Raw genomic sequence first — 22,357 nt, 5'->3', positions numbered from 1 at the left:
TTAAAAGTAGGGAGGACGATGCTACAAGCACAGCAGGTTTTACTGATAGCGCAAAACTATTACAAAACCTGTAACAGAGGCTGTTGAGCGCCGCGATGCGGCGCAAAGCGCCGCCCATTTTCCTTTAAGGCATCACCGGCGGCACGTACTGCAACGTTGTCCCCAACGCCCACAGCAACACCAGCACCAACGGAATATGCACCAGCAACTGCACGAACGAAAACCCGATCAGATCCCGCGCCTTGAGGCCCAGCACCCCCAGCAGCGGCAGCATGTAGAACGGGTTGATCAGGTTAGGCAACGCCTCGGCCGCGTTATAGATCTGTACCGCCCAGCCCAGGTGGTACTGCAAGTCGTTGGCCACCAGCATTACGTAAGGCGCTTCAATGATCCACTTGCCACCGCCCGAAGGGATGAAGAAGCCCAGCACCGCCGAATAAACACCCATCAGCACGGCATAAGTGTCATGGGTGGCGATCTGGGTGAAAAACAACGAAATGTGGTGGGCCAGGGTCTGTTCGTCAACGCCCTTTACCTGGGTGAGGATGGCGGCAATCGAGCCATACAACGGGAACTGGATCAGCACGCCCGTGGTGGTTGGCACGGCACGGGCCACGGCATCAAGGAAGCTGCGCGGGCGCCAGTGCAACAATGCACCCAACATGATGAACAGCAGGTTGTAGGTGTTCAGCCCGGAAATGGCGGTGATGGCCGGTTTGGTGGCGAATTCCTGATAAAGCCAGCCCCCGGCCAGCGCGACCATCAGCAGGATCAGGATCGGGCTGTGCTCCAGCCACTCGCCGGGGCGGGTACGTGCGGGTGCAGGGGGTGCCGTGAAGCTGGGGTCGACACCGCAATCCTCGGCGCTGCGAGCGCTGTTCGGGCCCGGGGCCGTGGCGTAGGCGATCACCAGCGAAACAATGACCAGGGCGGCCAGCATCACACCGGACTGCCAAAGGAAGATGGTTTCGGTAAACGGAATCACGCCGGTGATGGACAGGATCGACGGTGGCAGGCTGGCCGGATTGGCCTGCAATTGGGCAGCCGATGACGACAACCCCAGCGCCCACACGGCGCCCAGGCCCAGGTAGGCCGCCGCACCTGCGGCACGGTAGTCCATTTTGAGGTCGCTGCGCCGCGCCAGCGCACGGACCAGCAAACCGCCGAACACCAGCGACAACCCCCAGTTCAGCAGCGAGGCCAGCATCGAGATCAACGCGACCCAGCACACGGCCGAACGGCCGTTCCTGGGCAGGCGGGCCAGTCGGTCGATCAGCCGTGCAGCCGGTGGCGAACTGGCCACCACATAGCCACCAATGACCACAAAGGCCATCTGCATGGTGAACGGGATCAGGCTCCAGAAGCCATCGCCAAAGGCCTTGGCAGTGTGGGTGGGCTTGGCGCCCATGGCCAGTGCACCGAGGCTGACCAGCATCACGGCCAGCGCGGCGAACACCCAGGAGTCGGGGAACCAGCGCTCGGCCCAGTTGGAGCAGCGCAGGGCAAAGCGGGCGGAGCGGCTGTCTTGAATTTCAGCGGCCACGGGGGCATTCCTTTTATTGGTTTTGTAGGATTTTTCAAATACAACGAAAAACCCTGTGGGAGCGGGTTCACCCGCGAATGCGGCGGTAAGATCACCATCGCATTCGCGGGTAAACCCGCTCCCACAGGGGCTGAGGTAACGCCGTTAGAAGGTCATTTCCTTCACATCGTCCGGCACGATCAGCTTGCCAGCTGTCTTCTCGATGATCTCTTCAACACTCACCCCCGGCGCGGTTTCGCGCAGGATGAAGGCGCCGTCTTCGATCTCCAGGTAAGCCAGGTCGGTCAACACCTTGCGAATGCAACCGGCACCGGTCAGCGGCAGGCTGCAACGTGGTAGCAGCTTGGACTCGCCGTCTTTGGAGGCATGGGTCATGGTGACGATGATGTTCTCGGCACCGGCCACCAGGTCCATGGCTCCGCCCATGCCCTTGACCAGCTTGCCGGGGATCATCCATGAGGCAATGTTGCCCTGCACATCCACTTCGAATGCACCCAGCACGGTGAGGTCAACGTGGCCGCCACGGATCATGGCAAAGGACTGCGCCGAATCGAAGATCGACGCACCACGGCGGGCGGTAACCGTCTGCTTGCCGGCGTTGATCATGTCGGCATCGATGGTGCTTTCGGTAGGAAACTCGCCCATGCCCAGCAGGCCGTTTTCCGATTGCAGCATCACATCCATGTCGGCGGGTACATAGTTGGCCACCAGGGTCGGGATGCCGATGCCGAGGTTGACGTAATAACCGTCTTTGAGTTCACGGGCGACGCGTTGTGCCATCTGTTCGCGGGTCAATGCCATGGTCGAAATCTCTTTGTTGTTCTGATGGACGGCGCTCACGCCTTGACGGTGCGTTTTTCGATACGCTTTTCGAAGCTGCCGACGATCACGCGGTCTACATAGATGCCCGGGGTATGAATTTCGCTGGGCAGCAGCACGCCGGGTTCGACGATCTCTTCCACCTCCACCACGGTGATCTTGCCGGCGGTGGCGGCCAACGGGTTGAAGTTTTGCGCGGTGTTGCGGTACACCACATTGCCGTAGTGGTCGGCCTTCCAGCCCTTGACGATGGCGAAGTCGCCGGTGATGGATTCTTCAAGGATGTACTGACGGCCCTTGAATTCGCGCACTTCCTTACCGTCAGCAACCGGGGTGCCGTAGCCGGTGGCGGTGAAGAACGCCGGGATGCCGGCACCGCCCGCGCGCATTTTCTCGGCCAGGGTGCCTTGGGGGGTCAACTCGACTTCCAGCTCGCCGCTGAGCAACTGGCGTTCGAACTCGGCGTTCTCGCCTACGTAGGAAGCAATCATCTTGCGGATTTGCCGGTCTTCGAGCAGCACGCCCAGGCCAAAGCCATCGACACCGCAGTTGTTGGAGACCACGGTCAAGCCCTTGACGCCACGGCGCTTGATTTCGGCGATGAGGTTTTCAGGGATGCCGCACAGGCCAAAGCCGCCGGCCAGTACCGTCATGTTGTCGGTCAGGCCTTCGAGGGCCTGCTCATAGGTTGCAACGCGCTTGTCCAGTCCGGCCATGCTGATCCGCCTTTTGTAGTTGTTGAACCGACGAGGCTGTCGGTGAGCGTGTGCAGGCATCTTCACCGCTGGCGACTGATTTGTTAATTTTGTTTTAATCATCGATTGATAAATTTTCCAAAACAACCCGCGAGCCGCCATGAACGTCAAACAGTTGCGCGCCTTCGTTACCGTGGCCAAGTACCAAAGCTTTGCCCAGGCGGGCGAACACCTGCACGTGTCGCAGCCGGCCCTGAGCCTGACCATCAAGGCACTGGAGGACAACCTCGGCGGCGCCCTGCTCACACGCACCACCCGTAGCGTCAGCCTCACCGCCGAGGGCGAGGTGCTGCTGCCGCTGGCCCGGCGCCTGCTGGCCGACTGGGACGACACCGAAGAGATGCTGCGCCAGCGCTTCACCCTGCAACTGGGGCGGGTAGCGGTGGCCGCCATGCCCGCCTTTGCCGGCAACTTGCTGCCGCAATCGCTGAAGGTGTTCCGCCAGCACTACCCGAAGGTGAATGTCACGGTACACGACGTGATCAACGAGCAGGTGCTGGAACTGGTGCGACACCGCCGCGTCGAACTGGGCATCGGCTTTGAGCCGGACAACATGGAAGGCCTGAGCTTTCACCCGTTGTACCTGGACCGCTTTGTGGCCGTGGTGCCCGCCGACTCGCCCCTGGCTCAACAAACGCAAGCCACCTGGGCGCAGTTGCTGGCCGAGGACTTCATCGCCCTGCAACGCCCTTCAGCCGTGCGCCTGTTGCTGGAGCAGAATGTGGCGGCATCACACGGTAAATTGGCCGTAGCCTTCGAAAGCCACCAGTTGTCGACCGTTGGCCGCATGGTTGCCAGTGGCCTGGGCGTAAGCGCGGTGCCCGCGTTGTGCATCACCCAGATGCAGGAGTTGGGCGCACGCTGCGTGACACTGGTTTCGCCAACGGTGGAACGGCGCATTGGCGTGATGGCCTTGAGTGACCACAAGCTTTCCACTGCAGCGCAGGCGCTGCTTGAGGTACTGCTTACCCACACACAGATTCCGGAGGTGACATGCGTTACGTGAAACTGGCAGGTTGTGAAGTACCGGCCATTGGCCAGGGCACCTGGTACATGGGCGAGGATCCAGGCCGCCGGGCTGCAGAGGTGAAGGCCTTGCAGCAAGGTATCGACCTGGGGATGACCCTGATCGACACCGCCGAAATGTACGCCGAAGGTGGTGCCGAGGAAGTGGTGGGCCAGGCCATTGCCGGGCGGCGCGAGCAGGTATTCGTGGTCAGCAAGGTGTACCCGCACAACGCCAGCACCCGTGGCGTGCCCGCCGCTTGCGAGCGCAGCCTCAAGCGCTTGGGCACGGATGTGATCGACCTGTATCTGCTGCACTGGCGTGGGCAGTACCCGCTGGAGGAAACCGTCGAGGCATTCGAGCGTTTGCGCGAGCAAGGCAAAATCCGCCGTTGGGGTGTTTCGAATTTCGATGTGGATGACCTGCGCGAACTGGACAACGCCGAGTGCGCCACCAACCAGGTGTTATACAACCCGGCGCAGCGCGGCATCGAATTCGACCTGCTGCCGTGGAGCTTGAAGCGCCAGATGCCAACCATGGCCTATTGCCCGTTGGCCCAGGCAGGGCGGCTTTTGCAGCATCCGGTGATGGCCGAGATCGCTGAGCGCCATGGGGCAACGCCTGCCCAGGTGAGCCTGGCATGGGTCACCCGTACGGACGGGGTTATTGCCATCCCGAAAGCCGTGGCACCGGAGCATGTGCGGCTGAATGCGGCGGCTGGGGCGCTGAGTTTGAGCAGTGAAGACCTGCGTGCAATCGACCGGGCATTTGCGGCGCCGACGCGCAAACAGCATTTGGCCATGGTCTGAACGCGGATTGTGTGTGGGGGGATGTGTGTGTGTGGGAGCGGCCTTGTGTCGCGATAGGGCTGCGCAGCAGCCCCGGAAATATCGGCTGCGAAGCTGCAATCGATGGGGGCGCTACGCACCCCTTTCGCGACACAAGGCCGCTCCCACAACGGGCGCAGCCCTCACCTACTGTCTTACAGCCAAACACAATCCCAATGTGAATACTCACCTGCATGCTTGACTAATCCCGCGCGGATAGGATTGGCGATGATGTACCGGGCCACAGCCCTCATATCTTCCTCGCGACGTAGAGCCCGGTCATGAAAACTGGGTTGCCAGATACGACGCCGGTCAGCACCCGCCCGGTAAAGTGCGCAACTGCTTCGCGATTTGAATGCACACATCAGGTCACTAAGGCCGAGATCATGTAACTCGATCAACCAATGCAAATGATCAGGCATCAGCACCCACGCCAGAGACCTGCACGCCCTATCTTCATCACTTTTACGCAACTGAAGCACGACAGTTCTGGCCCAGTGTAAATCACGGAACAGTGGCACGCGATTTCGGGTATTGGTGGTAACGAGGTAAAGGCGTCCGGGTTCGGACCAGCGACCGCGCCGCAGTAGGTTGGAACTTGGACTTTCCATGTCCGCTCTCCCTTGAATATTGCATTCAACGATAGACGCGGTGCTGATGACGGCTAAGGAAAGATCATTACTGTGTGTGAGCGCATACCTTGAGGTAAGCACAACCTGTGGGAGCAGCCTTGCCGGGGCGCTCCCACAGGGATCGCGTCAGCTTTTAGGTTTTATACAAGACAGTTGCTTCCACACACAAACAGCGACAGGCCCGCCGGATCAATGAAAATCGCGGCTCCGTACATCCAGCCCCTGCAACAACACGCTGACATCCTCCAACCGCCGGGCAATGAGGTGGCGCACGCCACTCTCCTGTTCCAGCCGCCCGCTTACCTTCAATAGCTGCGCCCCCACCAACGCCCGCCGTTGCCGCTCGGCCAGGTCCCGCCAGACCACCACGTTGACCATGCCGTGTTCATCTTCAAGCGTGACGAAGGTCACCCCGCTGGCAGTCTGCGGCCGCTGCCGCCCCACCACCAGGCCGGCCACGGCAATCGCATCGCCATGCCCCACGCCCGCCAACTCAGCCGAACTGCGGCACCCCAATGCCCGCAAGCGCGAACGCAACAGCCGCAACGGGTGGGGGCCCAGCGTTGTGCCCAAGGTGTCATAGTCGGCAACCAGGTCTTCGCCCACCGTAGGCACCGGAAGGTCAACGTGTGCCTCGGATTCGGCCTGCACCTCGGCAAACAAGGGCAACTGCGGCTGCACCGCCGCCACCTGCCAACGGGCCTGGTGGCGGTCACGCGCCAACGCCCGCAGCGCCCCGGCATCGGCCAGCCGCGCGCGGGCACGGCTGTCCAGCCCGGCGCGCACACACAGGTCCTCCACGCTGCGCCACGGCCCGTGCGCCCTCGCCTGCTCCAGCCGCCGGGCATCGGCTTCGGCAAGCCCACGAATCAGCCTCAAGCCCATACGAATGGCCAGAACGCCGCCTGGCTCCGGCTCCAGGGTGCAATCCCATTCGCTGTGAAACACGTCCACCGGCCGCACCTCGATGCCCTGTCGACGCGCCTCCTGCAACAACTGGTCGGGGCTGTAAAACCCCATCGGCCAACTGTTGACCAAGGCACAGGTGAAAATGGCCGGCTCATGGCACTTGAGCCAACTACTGGCATAACAGAGCAAGGCAAAACTGGCCGCATGGGATTCGGGAAAACCGTAACTGCCAAAGCCCTTGATCTGCTCGAAAATGCGCTCGGCAAACGCCAGATCATAGCCATTGCACAGCATGCCCTGCACCAGCCGCTCGCGGTGTGGCTCAAGGCCGCCGTGGCGCTTCCAGGCGGCCATGCTGCGGCGCAACTGGTCGGCCTCGCCCGGGCTGTAATCAGCAGCGACCATGGCCAGTTCCATCACCTGTTCCTGGAACAACGGCACCCCCAGGGTGCGGGCGAACACCGCTTCCAGTTTGGGCGACGGGTAGGTGACCGGCTCCTGCCCCAGGCGCCTGCGCAAGTAAGGGTGGACCATGTCCCCCTGAATCGGCCCCGGGCGCACGATGGCCACTTCGATCACCAGGTCGTAGAAGGTGTTGGGCCGCAGCCGGGGCAACATGGCCATCTGCGCCCGCGACTCGATCTGGAACACGCCCATGGTCTCGGCGCGGCTGATCATCGCGTAGGTGGCCGGGTCTTCGGCCGGAATAGTGGCCAGGGTCAGGTGCCGGCCCCGGTGATGTTGCAGCAGGTCGAAGCAGCGCCTCAAGGCACTGAGCATGCCCAGGGCCAGCACGTCCACTTTCAGCAGGCCGACCATGTCGAGGTCGTCCTTGTCCCACTGGATGACCGTACGCTCGGCCATGGCCGCGTTTTCCACCGGCACCAGCTGATGCAGCGGTTGTTCGGAAATGACAAAACCACCCGGGTGCTGGGACAGGTGCCTGGGAAAGCCGATCAACTGGGCCGTCAGTGCCAGGATGCGTTGCAGCGAAGGGCTGCCTGCCTCAAAACCCGCTTCGGCCAGCCGTTGTGCATCCGGGATGCGGTCGCTCCAGCGGCCACAGCATTTGGCCAGTGCATCCACCTGGTCGGGCGGCAAGCCAAGCACCCGGGCCACATCCCGTACCGCCCCGGCAGCGTGATACGTATTGACCACGGCGGTCAGGGCGGCCCGATGCCGGCCATACCGGCGGAACACGTACTGGATCACTTCTTCGCGGCGGTCATGTTCAAAGTCCACATCGATGTCGGGTGGCTCATTCCGTTCGCGGGAAAGAAAGCGCTCGAACAACAGCCGGTGTTGCATCGGGTCGAGTTCGGTAATACCCAGCACGAAGCACACCACCGAGTTGGCCGCCGAACCGCGCCCCTGGCAAAGGATGTGCTGACTGCGGGCGAAGGCGACAATGTCGTGAACGGTCAGGAAGTAGCTTTCGTAGCCCAGCTCTTCGATCAAGGCCAGCTCTTTGGCCAGGACATTGCGTACCTTGTCGCTCGACCCTTGCGGCCAACGCCCGGGCAGGCCCTGTTCGCACAGCTGGCGTAACCAGCTGGCAGGGGTATGACCTTCAGGCACCAGCTCGCGAGGGTATTGGTACTGCAGTTCGCTCAGGTCGAAGTGGCAACGGCCTGCGATGCTCAAGGTTTCGGCCAGCAGGTCGGCCGGGTAAAGCTCGGCCAGTTGCTCCACACTGCGCAGGTGCCGCTCACCATTAGCGAACAACACATGCCCCGCCTCGGCCACACGGCAGTGGTGGCGGATGGCGGCCATGCAATCCTGCAACGCGCGCCTGCCGCGGGCGTGCATGTGTACATCGCCACAGGCCACGGCGCGAATGCCCAACTGCGCAGCAAGGGCACGCAGGCGTGTGAGACGGGCCGCGTCATCAGGGCCGCGATGCAGGTGCACGCCCAGCCACAAACGCTCGCCGAACACCTGCTGCAACCACTGGCCTGGGGCTGTGCTTTCGGTATCGTTCGCGATCCACAGCGCCAGCAGGCCGTCATGGTGTTTTTGCACATCCTCGGCGAGCAATTGGTAGCTGCCCTTCTCGGCCCGCCGTCGTGCCAGGGTGATCAACGCACAGAGGTTTTGATAACCGGCAAGGTTTTCCACCAGCAATACCAGCCTGGGTCCTTGCTGCACCTGCACTTCACTGCCGACGACCAGGCGCAGGTCATGCGCCTTGCTGGCCTGCCAGGCCCGCACGATGCCGGCCAGCGTGCATTCGTCGGTGATCGCCAGCGCCTGGTAACCCTGCGCTTTGGCCCGTTTGAACAGTTCTTCGGCGCTGGATGCACCGCGCTGGAAGCTGAAGTTCGACAGGCAGTGCAATTCGGCGTAGCCCGGCGCACTCATGCGAACCAGCCTTGCAACCACAGCGGGCCGGGCTGGGCCAGGTCGTGATAGGCCCAACCGCGCATCCCTTCGCGGGTTTCAATGCGGTAATAGTCACGCCGCACATCACCACCATCCCACCAGCCCGACTCGATGCGCTCGGCAGGCCCCAGCAGACGATGGCCGCTGCTGGCAAGTGCCTGGGGTGCAGGCAACAACCAGCCGGGCCGGCTCCCCGGCGCGACCTCCAGGCTGCCCTGCCCGCCCTGCTCGGCCCGCTGCCAGGCCTGTTCGGGCCGGTGGTCCGCTTCGGCACGCAAACCTTGCACGGCTTCATCGCCCAGGCGGGCACGCAAGCGTTCGCGCAGTTGCTCCCAAGGCTGGGCCTGGTTGGCCCGCGGGTCGAACAGCGCCTGATGCTGGGGCACGAACGGTGGCAGGTCGTCGGCGACCAGCCGCAGGTTACGCACCGGGGCCGGAATACGCAGTGGCTCAAGGCGCCCGCGGGCCAGTTCGAAGAGCATTGCGGGGTCACGTTCCGCGGCCAGCAGCCCTACCTGCAATAACGTATCCGGGCCTTCGACATGCTCCAGATGCAAACAGAAACGCTGCACCCCGCAATCGCGCCCGGCCAGGAAGGCCGCCAGGTCGTTGAGCATGCGCCGTAGCGGGAACAGCAGCGCCTGATGGGATTCGACATCAAAATTGAGCTCCAGCCGGGTTTCGAAACGGTCCGGTGGTTGGTAGAAGCCCAGCGCCAGGGTGCGCAGGCCAAGCAACTGGTCCAGGTGCAACTGCACCTGGGCGGCAAAACGTTTGGCCAAGGCATCGCGCGGCAAGGCCAGCACCTGGCCAAGCTTACGCAGGCCCATGCGGGCGAAGGCTTCTGCGGCCTCCCGAGGCAGGCCCACACGGTCGATGGGCATCTGCGCCAGTGCTGCGCGGGTGTCGTTGGGGCAGGTCAGTGCCAGGCCATCATGCCCGTTGACCAGCATGCGCGCCGCAACGGGGTTGGTGGCTAGCACAATGCGTTGGCACAGGCCCAGCGCCGCAAGCTCCTGGCGCAAACGGGCCTCGAACAGCGGCCATGGCCCGAACAGCTGCAAGCTGGAACCGACCTCCAGCAACAGGGCACGAGGGTAATGCAGGCTCACCTGGGCACTGAAGCGATAGGCCCAGGCCGCCAGCAACTGCTGCAACTGCTCGATACGTGCAGGCTCGGCCTCGACACAGTGAAAGCCATCCGCCAGGGCGCGCGCGGCCGTCAACGTTTGCCCTGCCTTTAGCCCAAGCGCGGCTGCCGCCGGGTTGACGGCCTGCAACACCCGGCGCTGCTGGGGGCCACCGAGGATGATCAGGGGCGTTTCGGCGTCATCGCGGTCACGCAGCACCGCGTCCAGCGCCAGCTGTGGCAACAGAATGCAGGCCCAGAGCATGGTGCATCAGCCCCTGCCCGGGCAGGCGAGCGGCACGGCCGGTGGCAGGCCACCCCGGCACTTGAGCACGCGCCACTGTGGCGGGCGATGGTCGATGGCAATGCGCAGCGCGGCCGGTGACGGGTTGCTGGCCGCCTGTTGCGGCCGGCAGGCAAAGGCCAGCGCCAGGCCGGTTTCGGCCGCCACCTGCAAGCGCCGCAGGGCACGGTCGTCGGCACGCTCCGGCCAGCACAGCACCGCCGCGCAACTGCCTGAACGCAGGCACTGTTCCGCGGCCCATAGCGCATCAGCCTGGCTGGCATCGACCTGGGTCAGCCAGCGCAGATCTACCCCTGCCGCTTGCCAGGCAGGCGCATAGGGTATGAATGGCGGCGCCACCAGCACCACTCGCCCGCCTTCTGCGCTCAAACGCGCCAGCGTGGGCCACAGCAGTTGCAGTTCGCCACAGCCGGGGCTGGCCAGCAACAGCTCGCTGAGTGCGGCGGCAGGCCAGCCCCCTTCCGGCAGGCGCTCGTCCAGCACCGCATGGCCAGTGGGTTGCAGGCCGACGGGCCGTGCCTGGGCCTGCCGGCCACGCCAGACATGGCGCTGGTCCAGCAAGCGGTCCAGTTCGACCACCGCGCCCATCAGTCACGCCTCAGCAGGCCACAGAACACGCCTTCGATGAAGAACTCGTGTTCAGGCCCCACGTCGATCGGTGCGTAGGCCGGGTTGCGTGGCAACAGCCGATAGCCACCGGGCAGGCGTTGCAGGCGTTTGATGGTGACTTCACCGTCCAGCCGGGCCACCACGATCTGCCCATCCCGGGCGTCACCCTGCTGGCGAATGCCCACCAGGTCACCGTCGAAAATGCCGTCGCCGACCATCGAGTCGCCGCGCACTTTCAACAGGTAGTCCGGGGTGCTGCGGAACAGGCTGGGGTCGAGCAACAACTGCTCGTGAATATCCAGGTCGGGGCCAATGGGCGCACCGGCCGCCACCCGGCCCAGCACCGGCACTTCGAGGATTTCCGGGCGGCGCAAGGGCTCGGCCAGGCGGATGCCCCGCGCCTGGTTCGGCGTGACATCGATGTAGCCGGCCTGGCACAGCGCGGTGATGTGCTTGCGCGCCACACTGCGCGAGGCAAAACCGAAGCGGCTGGCAATGTCGGCCAGGCTCGGCGGCTGGCCATGGTCGGCAATGCGCTCGCGGATGAAGTCGAGGATTGCACGGCGTTTGGGGGTGAGATTGTCCATGGAGTACATTTGTACTCTTTTCGGCACGCACTGAACAGCCCCCTTCGTCGCCGTCATCCGCTATCATCGCCGGGTGTTTATGCTTTCAATGCCTGGATGCCTGATGCTCACTGCCCTGCTGTTCGACCTCGACGGAACCCTGACCGACACCGACACCCTGCACCTGCAGGCCTTCCGCCAGTTGCTGCGCGAGCAGGACGGCCGCGAGCTGACGCAGGCGCAATTCGATGCGCAGGTCAGCGGCCGGGCCAATGGTGAATTGTTTGCCGAGCTGTTTCCGGGTGCCAGTACCGCGCAATGCCAGCAGCTTGCCGACCGCAAGGAGGCGCTGTTCCGCGAGCTGGCCCCGGCGCTCGAACCCATGCCGGGCCTGCTGCGCCTGCTGGCCCATGCCGACACCCACGGCATCGGCATGTGCGTGGTGACCAACGCGCCCCGGCTCAATGCCGAGCACATGCTGTCGGCCATGGGTTTGCGCCCGCGCTTCGAGCATGTGCTGGTGGCCGAAGAACTGCCGCGCGCCAAGCCCGACCCGTTGCCCTACCTCACCGGCCTGCAGCGGCTGGGTGCGCAAGCCGGGCAAGCATTGGCGTTCGAGGACTCGTTGCCGGGCGTGAAGGCGGCCAGTGGTGCCGGGATCTTCACCGTGGGCATTGCCACCACGCAAACGCCAGAGCGCCTGATGGCGGCCGGCGCACAATTGGTGGTGGACGATTTCGAGGATGCCCGGCTGTGGGACTTGATCGCCACGATGCAGGCGTGACTTACCCGGCGTAACCCTGGCCTGCCAACCATTGCCGCAACATGCCCTGCTGCGGCAAGGGCTGGCCTTGCAATACACCGTCAAGGCTGTGCCCGGCCAACAGCTTGCTCACCAGTGGTGCCAGCGCCACCCCTTGCAGGTGCCAGACACCCAAGGGCTGGTCGGCTGTCACCACCACCTCGGCCTCATCCACCCAACCATCACGCAGCACAGGCCGGCGCTCAACGCGAACCGCCCGCCAATCTGCCGCAAGATGCAGTGGCTGGTCATCCGGCCATCCGCGGCGCCGCGCCCAGAACGGCTGCCCTGCGCGGTCCTGTTCCTGACCATGGAAGTCCCGGCCGATGCGCGCAAACCGCAAAAACAGCTGCTCCACCCGCTGCTGATGAAACCGCCGCGCCAGTTCGGCACGCTCGGGCCTGCGCAGCAAGGTGTTGACCACCACCGGCGCCTGCAAGGCCGACGACAACGACTGAAAAACCCCGTTCCCCGACAATGGGTCAACCGCCATGGCGGCGTCCCCCACCCGAATCCAGCCATCGCCAACGCACTCGCCCGCCAGTATCGCCGTGCTGCTGCGTGCATGTACCTGTGCAGGCGCCAGGGCCTGGGCGTCGAACAACTCGCTCACCAAGCGGGACGCCTGACGATGGCGGGCGCAGTAGGCCGGCAGCAGCGCCCTGCCCGGCAAGCCCTCGGCATTTTGGGTTATTTGCCAGTAGCAGCGGCCATCGGCCAGCCTGGCCATCCACGCCCAGCCCTCGTCCAGGCTCTCCACAGCCGACACCGGTTCACCCGGCTGGCCCTGCCACAGGTTGAGCAAACTGACGGTTTCCGGCCCGCGCAGGCGTGAGGCCGACAGCGGCGCCTGGCGGCCACGGGCTTCGACCACGAAACCGGGGTTCAGCACTTGCCCGCCTTCCAGGCTTACCCAGGGCGCCTGACCGTAGGCCACCTCGCGGATGCGCCCTTCCAGCACCGTGACATCGGCCCGGGCAAGATCCCGGCGCAGGGCCTGGTCGAACCGTTGCCGGTCAATCAAGAACTCCTGATTCATCCGCAAATGCTGGCCATTCCAGCGCACGTGCCGGGAGGCGGGTGTGACAGCCTCCTGCAAGGCATTGCCCAGGCCCGCATGGCGCAAGGCGTCGAGCACCCGCTGCGACACCCCCTCCACCGCCGCGAAACGCCGCCAGTCGGACACCACCGTAACGTGGTAGCCCAGGCGGCGCAGGCCGATCGCGGTTGCCGCACCCGCCGGCCCTGCGCCGAGCACCACAATGGTCGGTTCGGTCATGCCCTTCTCTCCGGCCCGGTATAGGCGGCATGTGCCTTCAGCCACGCCACCACCTGCTCACGCTCAAGCCCGGGCCTCTGCTGCAAGAGCGCCACGATTCGCCCGGCCAGCGCTGCACAGCCCAGGCTGGCACCGGCCATGCCGGGCGAACCTACAGGGCCGCCAAAGTCAGCTTGGGCAGTACCCAGCCACGACCACTGCCCGGGTGCGCAGCGGGCATCGCCGGTCACGCGAATCACCCCGGGGTAACTGGCCGGGTACACCGGCGCCCCTTGTGCCGGGCTCGACGCGCACAAAAGCACCCCCGCCGCCTGCACCTCGGCACAGGCCTGACGCAGCACGGGCCGGTCCTGACGCAGCCCGAGGCTGAGGTTGATCACCCGTGCGCCCTGCTCCGCCAGCCAGAACAGGGCAGCCCCCACCTGCAAGGCGCTGGTGCTACCCTGCTCGGTGAACACTTGAGCCAACAACACCGGCACCCCTGCGGCCTGCGGTTGCAAACATGCCAGCACCGCACTGCCGTGGCCGAGCCGGTCCGGCTGTAGCTCGCCGGTACACAGCACGCCGTCCTCCAGCCAGAACCGTTGCCCGCCCACCAGCACCTGTGTTGGTGCGCAGCCGCTGTCGACCACTCCAACCCGCACGCTTTCATTGCCCATGCTTGGCGGCCTCTTGCGCCAGCACTCGCAACTGCCCGCCCTGCAGGTGCAGGTGCAAATCCGCATCGGCCAGCGTCGAGGCGCGGTGGCTGATCACAATCCGCGTGCGCCCGGCAAACAGCGTGTCGATGGCGGCGATCACTTCGCGCTCGGTGGCCTCGTCCACCGCCGAGGTGGCTTCGTCCAGCACCAGGATCTTTGGTGCCTGGAGCACCGCGCGGGCAATGGCGATGCGCTGCTTCTGCCCCCCGGACAACTGCTGCCCGCGCTCCCCGAGCAGCGTGTCCAGGCCAAGTGGCAGGCTGGCGATCAAGCTGTCCAGGCAGGCCAGCCGTGCTACCCGCTCCAGCTCATCACGGCTGACTTGGGGGGCGCCGTAGGCCAGGTTGTCGGCCAGGGTACCGCGAAACAGCACGATGTCCTGGCTGACCACGGCAATGCGCTGGCGCACAGCCACCAAGTCGAGTTCGCGCAGGTCGGCGCCATCTAGCAGGATGCGCCCGACCTGCGGGTCGTAGAAGCGCTGCAGCAAGTCGATCAAGGTGGACTTGCCCACCCCGGAAGCTCCGCTGATGGCCACCTTGAGGCCACCCGGCACACAGGCGTCAACACCGTCGAGCACCGCCCCGTGCCGGCCGTCATGGGCAAAGCTGACCCCTTCGAGGCGCACTTCGCCCGGCCCTTGCGGCATCGCTTGCGGTGAACATGCCTGTTGTACCGCAACCGCCTCCTGCTTCAGTTCCATCACCCGGCCAAGGCTCACCGCCATGCGCTGCACCGCCACATACAGCCCCAGCAGGCTCTGTACAGGGCCGACGGCCATGCCCATGTAGGTGGAAAACGCAATCAGCGCACCCAGTTGCCAGGTGCCCTGAATCACCCACCAGCCCCCTACCAGAAACGCGCAGGCCCGGCACCACGAGGTCAGCGTGCCAGGCACCGCCTGGGTGAAGAACTCGGTGACCTGCACCTTGAGCAACTGGCGCATGTAACCCTGGCCCAGCTGGTCCAGGCGCCCGGCTTCGCGGCCTTGCTGGCCGGTGGCCTGGATGAATTTCATGGCCGGCAGCGTCTCCACCAGAAACGACGACACATCCGCCGAGCGCTCGCGCAGGCTGCGTACCTCGCGCTCCACCTTGCGCCGCATCCAGCGCAGCCACAGCACCTCGATGGGGATCAGCAGGGCCAGCAGCAGCGACAATTGCCACGACAGCATCAGCATCAACGCCACCGCCCCCACCAGGCCGATCACCGCCGACACCGCCGAGAACAGCGAATCCACGGCAAACCGCTGGATTTCCGCCACGTCGCCGTCCAGCCGCGAGAGGATATCCCCGGTGCGCCGGCGCCCGTAAAAGGTCGGCGACAATTGCTGCAGGTGGCGGTACAGGTCATCACGCAGGGCAAACAGGATGCGGCCCGACAGCCGCGTGTGCAGGTAGCGGTTGACCCCGGCCAGCACGGTGCCCAGCAGGCCGGCGATGATCATGATTGCCGCCATGTGCCAGAGGGTCTGGTAATCCTTGGCCAACAGGCCTTCGTCGATCAGCGTCTTGACCAACCAAGGCTGCGCCAGCGCCAGCAGCGAGGCACCCAACGACAGGCCCAGCAGCACACCGATGGCGCGCCGGTGCGGGCGCACGAAGCCGTACAGCCAGGCCAAAGCCTGGCGCATGAGTGCCGGGTCGCTGGTTTCCACCAGCCTTGCGAACAGGTTACCCATGTCAACCCCGCAAGTGCTTGAGCTTGCGGTACAGCGTCGCCCGGCTGATACCCAGCGCCTCGGCGGCGGCGGACACATTGCCCTGGTGGCGCGCCAATGCGCCACGGATCATGTCCAGCTCGTTGTCCTTGAGGCTGCCCGAAGGTGGCGAGCCACTGGCCAGTTCATCCAGCAGGCAGTCGGTCAGGTGGTCGAGGGTGAGCACCTGCTCGCCGTCTTCGCGCATGGCCAGCGCCGTGCGCACCACCATTTCCAGCTGGCGGATGTTGCCTGGCCAGTCGAAGCCTTCCAGCAGTGCGCTCAACGCCGGGTCCAGGGTTACGCCTTTGCTGCCGGCCTTGGCCAGCAAGTCCTCGATCAGGGCCGCCAGGTCATCGCGCTCACGCAGGGCCGGCAAGCGCAGAGACACGCCGTTGACCCGGTAGTACAGGTCTTCACGAAAGTGCTGGCTTTGCACCAGGCGCTTGAGGTCGCGGTGGGTGGCGCAGACCAGCGCCACGTCAATCTCTTGTTCATCGCCGGCGCCCAAGGGCGCCACCCGGCGTTCCTGCAACACGCGCAGCAACCGCGCCTGCAAGGCCAGGGGCATGTCGCCGATTTCATCGAGGAACAGGGTGCCGCCATGGGCCTGCATCAGCCGCCCGACCATGCCGCCACGGCGCGAACCGGTAAAGGCCCCCTCGCGGTAGCCGAACAGTTCGGATTCGATCAGGCCTTCGGGGATTGCCGCGCAGTTCACCGCTACAAAGGGTTTGTCTGCGCGCGGGCTGGCCTGGTGCAGTGCCCGCGCCACCACCTCCTTGCCGGTGCCGGTTTCGCCCAGCAGCAGCACCGGCAGGCCATTGCCCAAGCCCTGACGGGCCATGCGCAGGTTGCGCGCCAACCGAACATCGCCGCCCGCCAGGGCATCCAGGGCCGGTGATTTGGCTGTGGATGCAGGTTTGCCGGGCGCCGCGGCCCCGTTCAACTGGCCGTGACGCGGCAGCTGCAGCGCGCGGAAGTAAAACTCGCCCTTGGCGGTTTGCACGCTGCTTACACCGCCTTGCAACACCCGTGCGATGAAGGCAGGCGAGCGCTCGCCCAGCAGGTCGCTGCTACGCCGACCCACCAGCTCCTGGCGAGGCACCTGCAACAGTTGGCAGGCGTTGTCGTTGGCCGCCAGCACTTCGCCGTCCAGGCTCAGGGCCAGCAGGCCGTGCCAGGCGCTGTTGAGGTACTGCGGGCGGCTGTGAAAGGCCAATACCAGGTGCTCGGGGTGGTACAGGCCGAACAGTCGGCTTTCGATATTTCCAGCGGCCATCATCAGTATCGACAGGCTGTCCTGGGGCTGGGCCATCACGCCTTCGCGGGTGATGTCGAGCACGCCGATCACCTCGCCCGCCGGGTCGCGCAGGGGCACCGAGGTGCAGGAAAACGGGCTGAGGCGGTCGAGGTAATGCTCGCCGCAATTGATCAAGGTGGGGCGCCCTTCCACCACTGCCGTGCCGATGGCGTTGGTGCCGCGCAGCGATTCGCTCCAGCAACTGCCGGGGTGCAGGTCGCGCAGGCCTTCGCGGTTGAGCACGTGTTTTTGCCCTTCGATGGCCAGCACGTTGGCCTGGGCGTCGCCGAGGATGATGATGCCGGCCTTGCCCTGGCGGGCCACCAGGTAGTCGAGTTCGGGGGTGACGGCGTCCAGCAGCAGGCGGTTGCGGGCCAGCAAGGTACGCAGGTCGTGGCCCTGTTCGAGGCCCAGGCCTACCTGTTCGCCCTGCAGGCAATCCAGGCCATGGCCCAGGCTGCGGCGCCAGGAGGCGTCGATTTCTTCGCGCAGCATGCCCAGTGGCAGCTCGCCTTCGCTGGCCAGGCGCAGGCGGGCCTGGCGGGCTTCGTGCAGCGGGTCTTCGGCGTTTGTTATGGGTAATTGTCGCGCCATGTTCTACTCCAGCTATGCCGCCTCACGGTCGGGGCATCGGGCTTGGTTTTTTTGGGCAGTGTGCGGGAGATTTGGTTGGGCGTCATCATTGCGCCTGTGAGATCGGGCGTCGCGTTGCGACGCATCGCGGATAAATCCGCTCCTACAGGGTGTGCGTCAGGGCTGACACGTTGCAACTGTAGGAGCGGATTTATCCGCGATGCGCCGCAAAGCGGCGCCCGTTCGCAAACCCAACCGCGCCCCCAACCTTGGGGAACGCAACCCACCCCCGCCCTTCAGGCCAACAACGACCCCTACTCTGGAAGCCGCGTCCCATATGGCCTGCAGCCAAAAGCAAACAACCTGGCACGACTGTTGCCGACTCCTGTTCAGACGCCCCAAGTCCATGGGCCCGTTTGCAGGAGGAATAGACTCATGCACCGACCGATACCCAACCCGCTGGCAGTGGCGATCGTCGCCGGCATGCTCCAGCTTCCGGCCCAGGCTGCGCTGTATGCAGTCGACCCAGGGGCCTATACCCAACCCAACGGCGGCTTCCCCGCCTGGTACCAGGACAGCCACGGTCGAACCCTCGACCTGTGCCTGACCAAAGCCGTAAGCTCGCGGGTGCCTGGCGCACCGGGGGCACCTTCGTACATGTGTACGTTGCTGCCCACCCCCGGCGTGTTCGACGACACCCAGCCGATCAACTTCCCCAGCAACTTCCCGGATGAAGCCTTCTGGTTCACCGCCGACGCCGCCATCGTTGACGCCGCGCGCGGCATCGACCTGAGCTACGGCACGGCCATCGAAGCAGCCTTCGCCGCCGAAGAGCCGGTCGAAGGCGACCAGGTGAGCTTTGCCCGGGTGCGCATCCGCGTCGATGTGCCCACCGCCGGCACCTATGTGGTCACCCACCCCTACGGCGTCGAAGTGTTCGACGTACCCGCCGCCGGGCGCCGTGCAATCAACATGACCCGCGACATCGGCATTGCCGGCGCCGGCGACTTCAGCGGCGCGCTCAAGGGCGATGTGGGGCCGTTCCTGCGCAGCGTCAACGGGCCTTACACAGAAGGCAACGAGCGCTTCATCGGCGACCCCAACCTGGAAGAGCGCGTCACCGGCAGCCCGTTCAACACCAACTTCGTACGCATTGAAGGCCCTGGCGGCATCGACCTGCGCACCGAGCTGTTCGCCATCTCCGGCAAGCTGTCCGAGGTGGCCCGCCCCACCCCGCTGATGCCGCTGCGCAGCACGTATTCGCGGCGCACCGAGAACGGCGACCTGCATGCCCAGCAGGACATGTTCGTGATGGCCCCGCCGCCACCGGCCACCGTCACCCTCACCAGCCAAACGCCAAACCTGTCGCTGACCGAAGCCAACGGCACCGGTGCCTGGTATGCCCAGTCGGTGCTCAACCCGGCACCGGGCACCAACCTGCTGATCAGCGCCGACAACAGCGCGGCAATCCCCACCAGCAGCGTCACCAGTGCCAGCCTGCCACTGACTGACCTGGTGACCATCACCCGCGCCGAGTACAGCCTGGCCAACGGCACCCTGACCCTGGTGGCCAGCACCAGCGACGAAACGTCGCCGCCCACCCTCACCGCCCACACCGGCAACGGGGCGCTGATCGGCAACCTCAGCGGCGACGGCGCGCTGAAAACCCTCAGTACCAGCCTCTCGCCCATCCCGCCGGCCAAGGTGCAGGTCACCAGCAGCAACGGCGGTAGCGACAGCGAAGACGTGGTGCTGCTGCCATGAACAGACAAAGGCTCAGCCTTCCAGGAGGCCGCATGAATACTTGGCCACGCCGTGCGCTGTTCGCCGCCGGTTTTTCACTCACCGTCACCAGCGCGGCTTTCGCGGCGCTGAGCGATGTCGACCCGGGCCCTTACACCTTCGCCACCGGCGGCTACCCGATGTGGTACGAGGACGGCGACGGCCTGAAGCTGGAGCTGTGCCAGTCGCGCGCCACCAGTTCGCGGGTGCCCGGTGCCACCAACTACATGTGCACCCTGCTGCCGGAACCGGGCGTGTACGACGATGCACTGCCGCTGGTGTTCCCCGACAACTGGCCGCCGGAGATGTTCTGGTTCCTGGCCGAGGCCACCATCCCGGCGGTGGGCAACAGTGGCTATGAACTGGATGCCTATGTCGCGGGGCTGGAGGCTGCCTTCGCCGCCGAGAACCCGGTGGATGGCGACCAGCAGAGCTTTGCGCGCATCCGCATCCGGGTGTCGGTGCCCACCGCCGGTACTTACACCATCACCCACCCCTATGGCGTGGAAACGGTGAACGTGGCTGCACCGGGCCGCCGGGCGATCAACATCACCCGCGACATCGGCATCGGCGCGCCGGGGGTGTTCACCGGTGCGCTGGGCGGCGCGCTGGGGCCGTTCCTGCGCAGTGCCACCGGGCCGTACACCGAGGTCAACCCGGACACCGGTGCCAGCGAAACCTACATCGGCGACCCGAACCGCACCGAGGCCGTGATCGGCAGCCCGTTCGGTACCAACTTCGTGCGCATCCAGGGCCCGGCCGGGACCATCCAGACCAACCTGTTCACGGTGTCCGGCAAGGTCCTTGACCAACGTGCGCAAACCCCGGTCACCCTGGAACGTGCCACCTACTCGCGCAACGGCAGCGGCACCCGCGTGGCAGTCTTCGCCAAGGCGCCGAACAACGCCAGCCTGTGCATGCGCAATGGCCTGGCGCTGGTCGGCACGCCACCCTCGCCGTGCCAGTTCAGCCTTACGCCAGACAACAACGGGCTGTTCTTCAACCAGCAACTGAGCCAGGCCGCGCCGCCCCCGGTGGTGGTCGTCACGGCCAGCAACACGGCTGCCAACACCCAGCCGACGGCCCTGTCGAGCAAGCTGTCCGACGTGGTCAAGGTGAGTACCGCACGCTATGAATGGGCGAACAAACGGCTGACCATCGAAGCACGTTCCAGCGACGAAGTGGTCATCCCCGACATCATTGCCCAAGGGTATGGCCGGCTGTCGAAGTCCGGCACGCTGCAGAGCCTGACCATCAACGACCTGGCCCAGCCGCCGGCTACCATCACCGTCAAGTCCGCCCACGGCGGCAGCGACGTGGAACCGGTGGTGATCGTCGGCAACGCACCGGTCGAAGCCGCCAACCAGCCGCCGCTGGCTCAGGCCGATGTCGGCAGCACCACCGTTGGCGTGCCGCTGACCCTGAGCCTGCTGCAAAACGACAGTGACCCGGACGGTAACGTGCCACTGAGCATCACCGACCTGACCCAGCCGGGTACCGGCCTGGGCGGAGTGGTGCTCAACGGCAGCGCCGCGGTCACCTACACCCCGCCGGCCGGTGCCACCCAGCCGCTGGTGGCCACCTTCACCTACCGGGCGATGGACGCCAAGGGCCTGAAGTCGGCCCCGGCCAACGTCACCATCAACGTCGCGCCCAACCAGCCGCCGACCGCCAACCCGGAAACCGTCACCACCCTGGGTGTACCGCTGACCATCAACGTGCTGGCCAACGACACCGACCCGGAAGGCAACGTGCCACTGGCCGTGGCCAACCTCACGCAACCCCCGGCCGGGCGCGGCACGGTGAGCACCGACGGCACCAGCGTCACCTACACGCCGCCGACCAGCGTCACCTCGGCGTTCACCACCACCTTCACCTACCAGGCGCGTGATGCGCTGGGTGCGGTGTCGGGCAACGGCACGGTGACGGTCAACGTGCAGCCACGGCCAGCCGCCGAGACCTTCGCGGTGACTGCCGCCACGGTGCTGGCACGCTCCAACGGCCGGTACAACTGGGACATCAGTGGCACGTCCTCGGTCACCACCGGCAACACCATCACCGTGCGTGTGACCACCACCACCGGCGTGCAAACCCTCGGCACCACCACGGTACCGGTGACCGGCCGCTGGCGGCTGACGGTGAGCAACAGCACCACGGTGATCCCGACGGCGGCGCCGCAGGCGACCATCACCAGCAGCCAAGGCACCACCCGCACCGTCAACGTGACCGTGCAGTAAGGCCAGGAGAACGCCATGAACCGCCTGTACCCGCTGCTGCTGTGCCTGGCCCTGGTGGGCCCGGCACAGGCCGACGACCTGATGGACAACGCCGACCTTGCCGCCGGCAACGACCTCGGTGACCCGGTGATCATCCGCCTGCTGCCGGCCGGTGCCGGCCAGGTGGCGGTGATCGAGCAGCAGGGTTCTGGCAACCGCGCCACCCTCGACCAGAACGGCCAGGCCCTGCTGGGCCAGATCGTGCAGGCCGGGAGTGCGCAGGAAGCGTACATCCTGCAAGAAGGCAGTGACCTGATGGCCAGCATCAGCCAGCAGGGCAATGGCAACAGTGCGTCGATCCGCCAGAGCGGCACCAGTAACAGCGCCAGCATCGACCAGATCGGCAACGACAACAGCGCCAGCATCGTGCAGGCCGGCTCCGGGCTCAGCAGCTCCGTGACCCAGGCCGGCAATGGCCAGCATGTTCAGATCACCCAATTCCGATAGACCTGGAGGCACCA

Annotated in this window: 18 protein-coding genes; 6 read left to right on the top strand and 12 right to left on the bottom strand. The window is 65.3% G+C overall.

Translation table 11 applies throughout. The annotated features are described in order from the left end of the window. Positions 1-124: 124 nt before the first annotated feature. The 3 genes from PVV54_RS11080 to PVV54_RS11070 form a co-directional block, all read right to left on the bottom strand. Complete coding sequence (locus PVV54_RS11080; protein WP_274909969.1) at positions 125-1,543, bottom strand: short-chain fatty acid transporter; 1,419 nt, start codon at positions 1,541-1,543, stop codon at positions 125-127. Between the two features lie 144 nt (positions 1,544-1,687). Beyond that, positions 1,688-2,344: a CoA transferase subunit B gene (locus tag PVV54_RS11075; RefSeq protein ID WP_274909968.1), complete on the bottom strand. Its 657-nt coding sequence runs from the start codon at positions 2,342-2,344 to the stop codon at positions 1,688-1,690. A gap of 35 nt (positions 2,345-2,379) precedes the next feature. Continuing rightward, positions 2,380-3,078: a CoA transferase subunit A gene (locus PVV54_RS11070; RefSeq protein ID WP_274909967.1), complete on the bottom strand. Its 699-nt coding sequence runs from the start codon at positions 3,076-3,078 to the stop codon at positions 2,380-2,382. Positions 3,079-3,217: 139 nt separating this feature from the next. On the opposite strand from PVV54_RS11070, the gene PVV54_RS11065 reads away from it, so the two are divergent. Further along, positions 3,218-4,123, top strand: coding sequence for a LysR family transcriptional regulator (locus PVV54_RS11065; protein ID WP_274909966.1), 906 nt, complete (start codon positions 3,218-3,220; stop codon positions 4,121-4,123). Further along, the gene (locus tag PVV54_RS11060) at positions 4,111-4,932 is read left to right on the top strand and encodes an aldo/keto reductase (RefSeq protein WP_274909965.1); all 822 of its coding nucleotides are present in this window, start codon (positions 4,111-4,113) and stop codon (positions 4,930-4,932) included. The genes PVV54_RS11065 and PVV54_RS11060 overlap by 13 nt, the downstream gene beginning before the upstream one ends. A gap of 173 nt (positions 4,933-5,105) precedes the next feature. Here PVV54_RS11060 and PVV54_RS11055 read toward each other — a convergent pair whose 3' ends face one another. The 5 genes from PVV54_RS11055 to lexA all read right to left on the bottom strand — a co-directional run bounded on the left by PVV54_RS11055 (position 5,106) and on the right by lexA (position 11,502). Beyond that, positions 5,106-5,561: an REP-associated tyrosine transposase gene (locus tag PVV54_RS11055; protein ID WP_274909964.1), complete on the bottom strand. Its 456-nt coding sequence runs from the start codon at positions 5,559-5,561 to the stop codon at positions 5,106-5,108. Between the two features lie 210 nt (positions 5,562-5,771). Further along, a complete protein-coding gene (locus tag PVV54_RS11050; RefSeq protein ID WP_274909963.1) occupies positions 5,772-8,852 on the bottom strand; it encodes an error-prone DNA polymerase in 3,081 nt (1,026 codons plus the stop codon). After that, the gene (locus PVV54_RS11045; RefSeq protein ID WP_274909962.1) at positions 8,849-10,267 is read right to left on the bottom strand and encodes a Y-family DNA polymerase; all 1,419 of its coding nucleotides are present in this window, start codon (positions 10,265-10,267) and stop codon (positions 8,849-8,851) included. The genes PVV54_RS11050 and PVV54_RS11045 overlap by 4 nt, the downstream gene beginning before the upstream one ends. A 6-nt stretch (positions 10,268-10,273) precedes the next feature. Next, positions 10,274-10,894 (bottom strand): translesion DNA synthesis-associated protein ImuA, encoded by a 621-nt coding sequence (gene imuA / locus PVV54_RS11040; protein WP_274909961.1) that lies wholly within the window; start codon positions 10,892-10,894, stop codon positions 10,274-10,276. Continuing rightward, positions 10,894-11,502: a transcriptional repressor LexA gene (gene lexA / locus PVV54_RS11035; protein WP_446731445.1), complete on the bottom strand. Its 609-nt coding sequence runs from the start codon at positions 11,500-11,502 to the stop codon at positions 10,894-10,896. The genes imuA and lexA overlap by 1 nt, the downstream gene beginning before the upstream one ends. A 103-nt stretch (positions 11,503-11,605) precedes the next feature. Between lexA and PVV54_RS11030 the strand changes: the two genes are divergently transcribed. Next, positions 11,606-12,265 carry an HAD family hydrolase gene (locus tag PVV54_RS11030; RefSeq protein ID WP_274909959.1) on the top strand — a complete coding sequence of 220 codons (660 nt, stop codon included), beginning with the start codon at positions 11,606-11,608 and terminating at the stop codon, positions 12,263-12,265. 1 nt (position 12,266) lies between these two features. On the opposite strand, the gene qhpG is transcribed toward PVV54_RS11030, so the two are convergent. The 4 genes from qhpG to PVV54_RS11010 are packed head-to-tail and all read right to left on the bottom strand — an operon-like array spanning position 12,267 to position 17,859. After that, positions 12,267-13,562, bottom strand: a complete 1,296-nt coding sequence (qhpG, locus tag PVV54_RS11025; protein WP_274909958.1) for a flavin-dependent monooxygenase QhpG — start codon at positions 13,560-13,562, stop codon at positions 12,267-12,269. Further along, the gene (gene qhpE / locus PVV54_RS11020) at positions 13,559-14,221 is read right to left on the bottom strand and encodes a subtilisin-like serine protease QhpE (RefSeq protein ID WP_274909957.1); all 663 of its coding nucleotides are present in this window, start codon (positions 14,219-14,221) and stop codon (positions 13,559-13,561) included. The genes qhpG and qhpE overlap by 4 nt, the downstream gene beginning before the upstream one ends. Beyond that, positions 14,211-15,944, bottom strand: coding sequence for an ABC transporter ATP-binding protein (locus tag PVV54_RS11015; protein ID WP_274909956.1), 1,734 nt, complete (start codon positions 15,942-15,944; stop codon positions 14,211-14,213). The genes qhpE and PVV54_RS11015 overlap by 11 nt, the downstream gene beginning before the upstream one ends. 1 nt (position 15,945) lies before the next feature. Then, positions 15,946-17,859 (bottom strand): sigma-54-dependent Fis family transcriptional regulator, encoded by a 1,914-nt coding sequence (locus PVV54_RS11010; RefSeq protein ID WP_274909955.1) that lies wholly within the window; start codon positions 17,857-17,859, stop codon positions 15,946-15,948. A gap of 414 nt (positions 17,860-18,273) precedes the next feature. Between PVV54_RS11010 and PVV54_RS11005 the strand changes: the two genes are divergently transcribed. From PVV54_RS11005 to PVV54_RS10995, 3 genes are read left to right on the top strand one after another with little or no spacing between them, the layout of a single operon-like run. Beyond that, positions 18,274-19,602: a hypothetical protein gene (locus PVV54_RS11005; RefSeq protein WP_274909954.1), complete on the top strand. Its 1,329-nt coding sequence runs from the start codon at positions 18,274-18,276 to the stop codon at positions 19,600-19,602. A 32-nt stretch (positions 19,603-19,634) separates the two neighbouring features. Then, positions 19,635-21,857, top strand: a complete 2,223-nt coding sequence (locus tag PVV54_RS11000) for an Ig-like domain-containing protein (protein WP_274909953.1) — start codon at positions 19,635-19,637, stop codon at positions 21,855-21,857. 15 nt (positions 21,858-21,872) lie between these two features. Next, positions 21,873-22,343, top strand: coding sequence for a curlin (locus PVV54_RS10995; protein ID WP_274909952.1), 471 nt, complete (start codon positions 21,873-21,875; stop codon positions 22,341-22,343). Positions 22,344-22,357 lie beyond the last annotated feature (14 nt).

The sequence above is a fragment of the Pseudomonas sp. PSKL.D1 genome (assembly GCF_028898945.1).
In the GTDB taxonomy this organism is placed as follows: Bacteria; Pseudomonadota; Gammaproteobacteria; order Pseudomonadales; family Pseudomonadaceae; genus Aquipseudomonas.
The sequence above is the reverse complement of the archived record's forward strand: the minus strand, read 5'-3'. Positions and strand labels throughout refer to the sequence as shown.

Coding starts and splice junctions, on each gene's coding strand:
- PVV54_RS11075 (WP_274909968.1), bottom strand. CDS start 2,344: ATGGCATTGACCCGCGAACAGATGGCACAACGCGTCGCCCGTGAACTC.
- PVV54_RS11070 (WP_274909967.1), bottom strand. CDS start 3,078: ATGGCCGGACTGGACAAGCGCGTTGCAACCTATGAGCAGGCCCTCGAA.
- PVV54_RS11065 (WP_274909966.1), top strand. CDS start 3,218: ATGAACGTCAAACAGTTGCGCGCCTTCGTTACCGTGGCCAAGTACCAA.
- PVV54_RS11060 (WP_274909965.1), top strand. CDS start 4,111: ATGCGTTACGTGAAACTGGCAGGTTGTGAAGTACCGGCCATTGGCCAG.
- PVV54_RS11055 (WP_274909964.1), bottom strand. CDS start 5,561: ATGGAAAGTCCAAGTTCCAACCTACTGCGGCGCGGTCGCTGGTCCGAA.
- PVV54_RS11050 (WP_274909963.1), bottom strand. CDS start 8,852: ATGAGTGCGCCGGGCTACGCCGAATTGCACTGCCTGTCGAACTTCAGC.
- PVV54_RS11045 (WP_274909962.1), bottom strand. CDS start 10,267: ATGCTCTGGGCCTGCATTCTGTTGCCACAGCTGGCGCTGGACGCGGTG.
- imuA (WP_274909961.1), bottom strand. CDS start 10,894: ATGGGCGCGGTGGTCGAACTGGACCGCTTGCTGGACCAGCGCCATGTC.
- lexA (WP_446731445.1), bottom strand. CDS start 11,502: ATGGACAATCTCACCCCCAAACGCCGTGCAATCCTCGACTTCATCCGC.
- PVV54_RS11030 (WP_274909959.1), top strand. CDS start 11,606: ATGCTCACTGCCCTGCTGTTCGACCTCGACGGAACCCTGACCGACACC.
- qhpG (WP_274909958.1), bottom strand. CDS start 13,562: ATGACCGAACCGACCATTGTGGTGCTCGGCGCAGGGCCGGCGGGTGCG.
- qhpE (WP_274909957.1), bottom strand. CDS start 14,221: ATGGGCAATGAAAGCGTGCGGGTTGGAGTGGTCGACAGCGGCTGCGCA.
- PVV54_RS11015 (WP_274909956.1), bottom strand. CDS start 15,944: ATGGGTAACCTGTTCGCAAGGCTGGTGGAAACCAGCGACCCGGCACTC.
- PVV54_RS11010 (WP_274909955.1), bottom strand. CDS start 17,859: ATGGCGCGACAATTACCCATAACAAACGCCGAAGACCCGCTGCACGAA.
- PVV54_RS11005 (WP_274909954.1), top strand. CDS start 18,274: ATGCACCGACCGATACCCAACCCGCTGGCAGTGGCGATCGTCGCCGGC.
- PVV54_RS11000 (WP_274909953.1), top strand. CDS start 19,635: ATGAATACTTGGCCACGCCGTGCGCTGTTCGCCGCCGGTTTTTCACTC.
- PVV54_RS10995 (WP_274909952.1), top strand. CDS start 21,873: ATGAACCGCCTGTACCCGCTGCTGCTGTGCCTGGCCCTGGTGGGCCCG.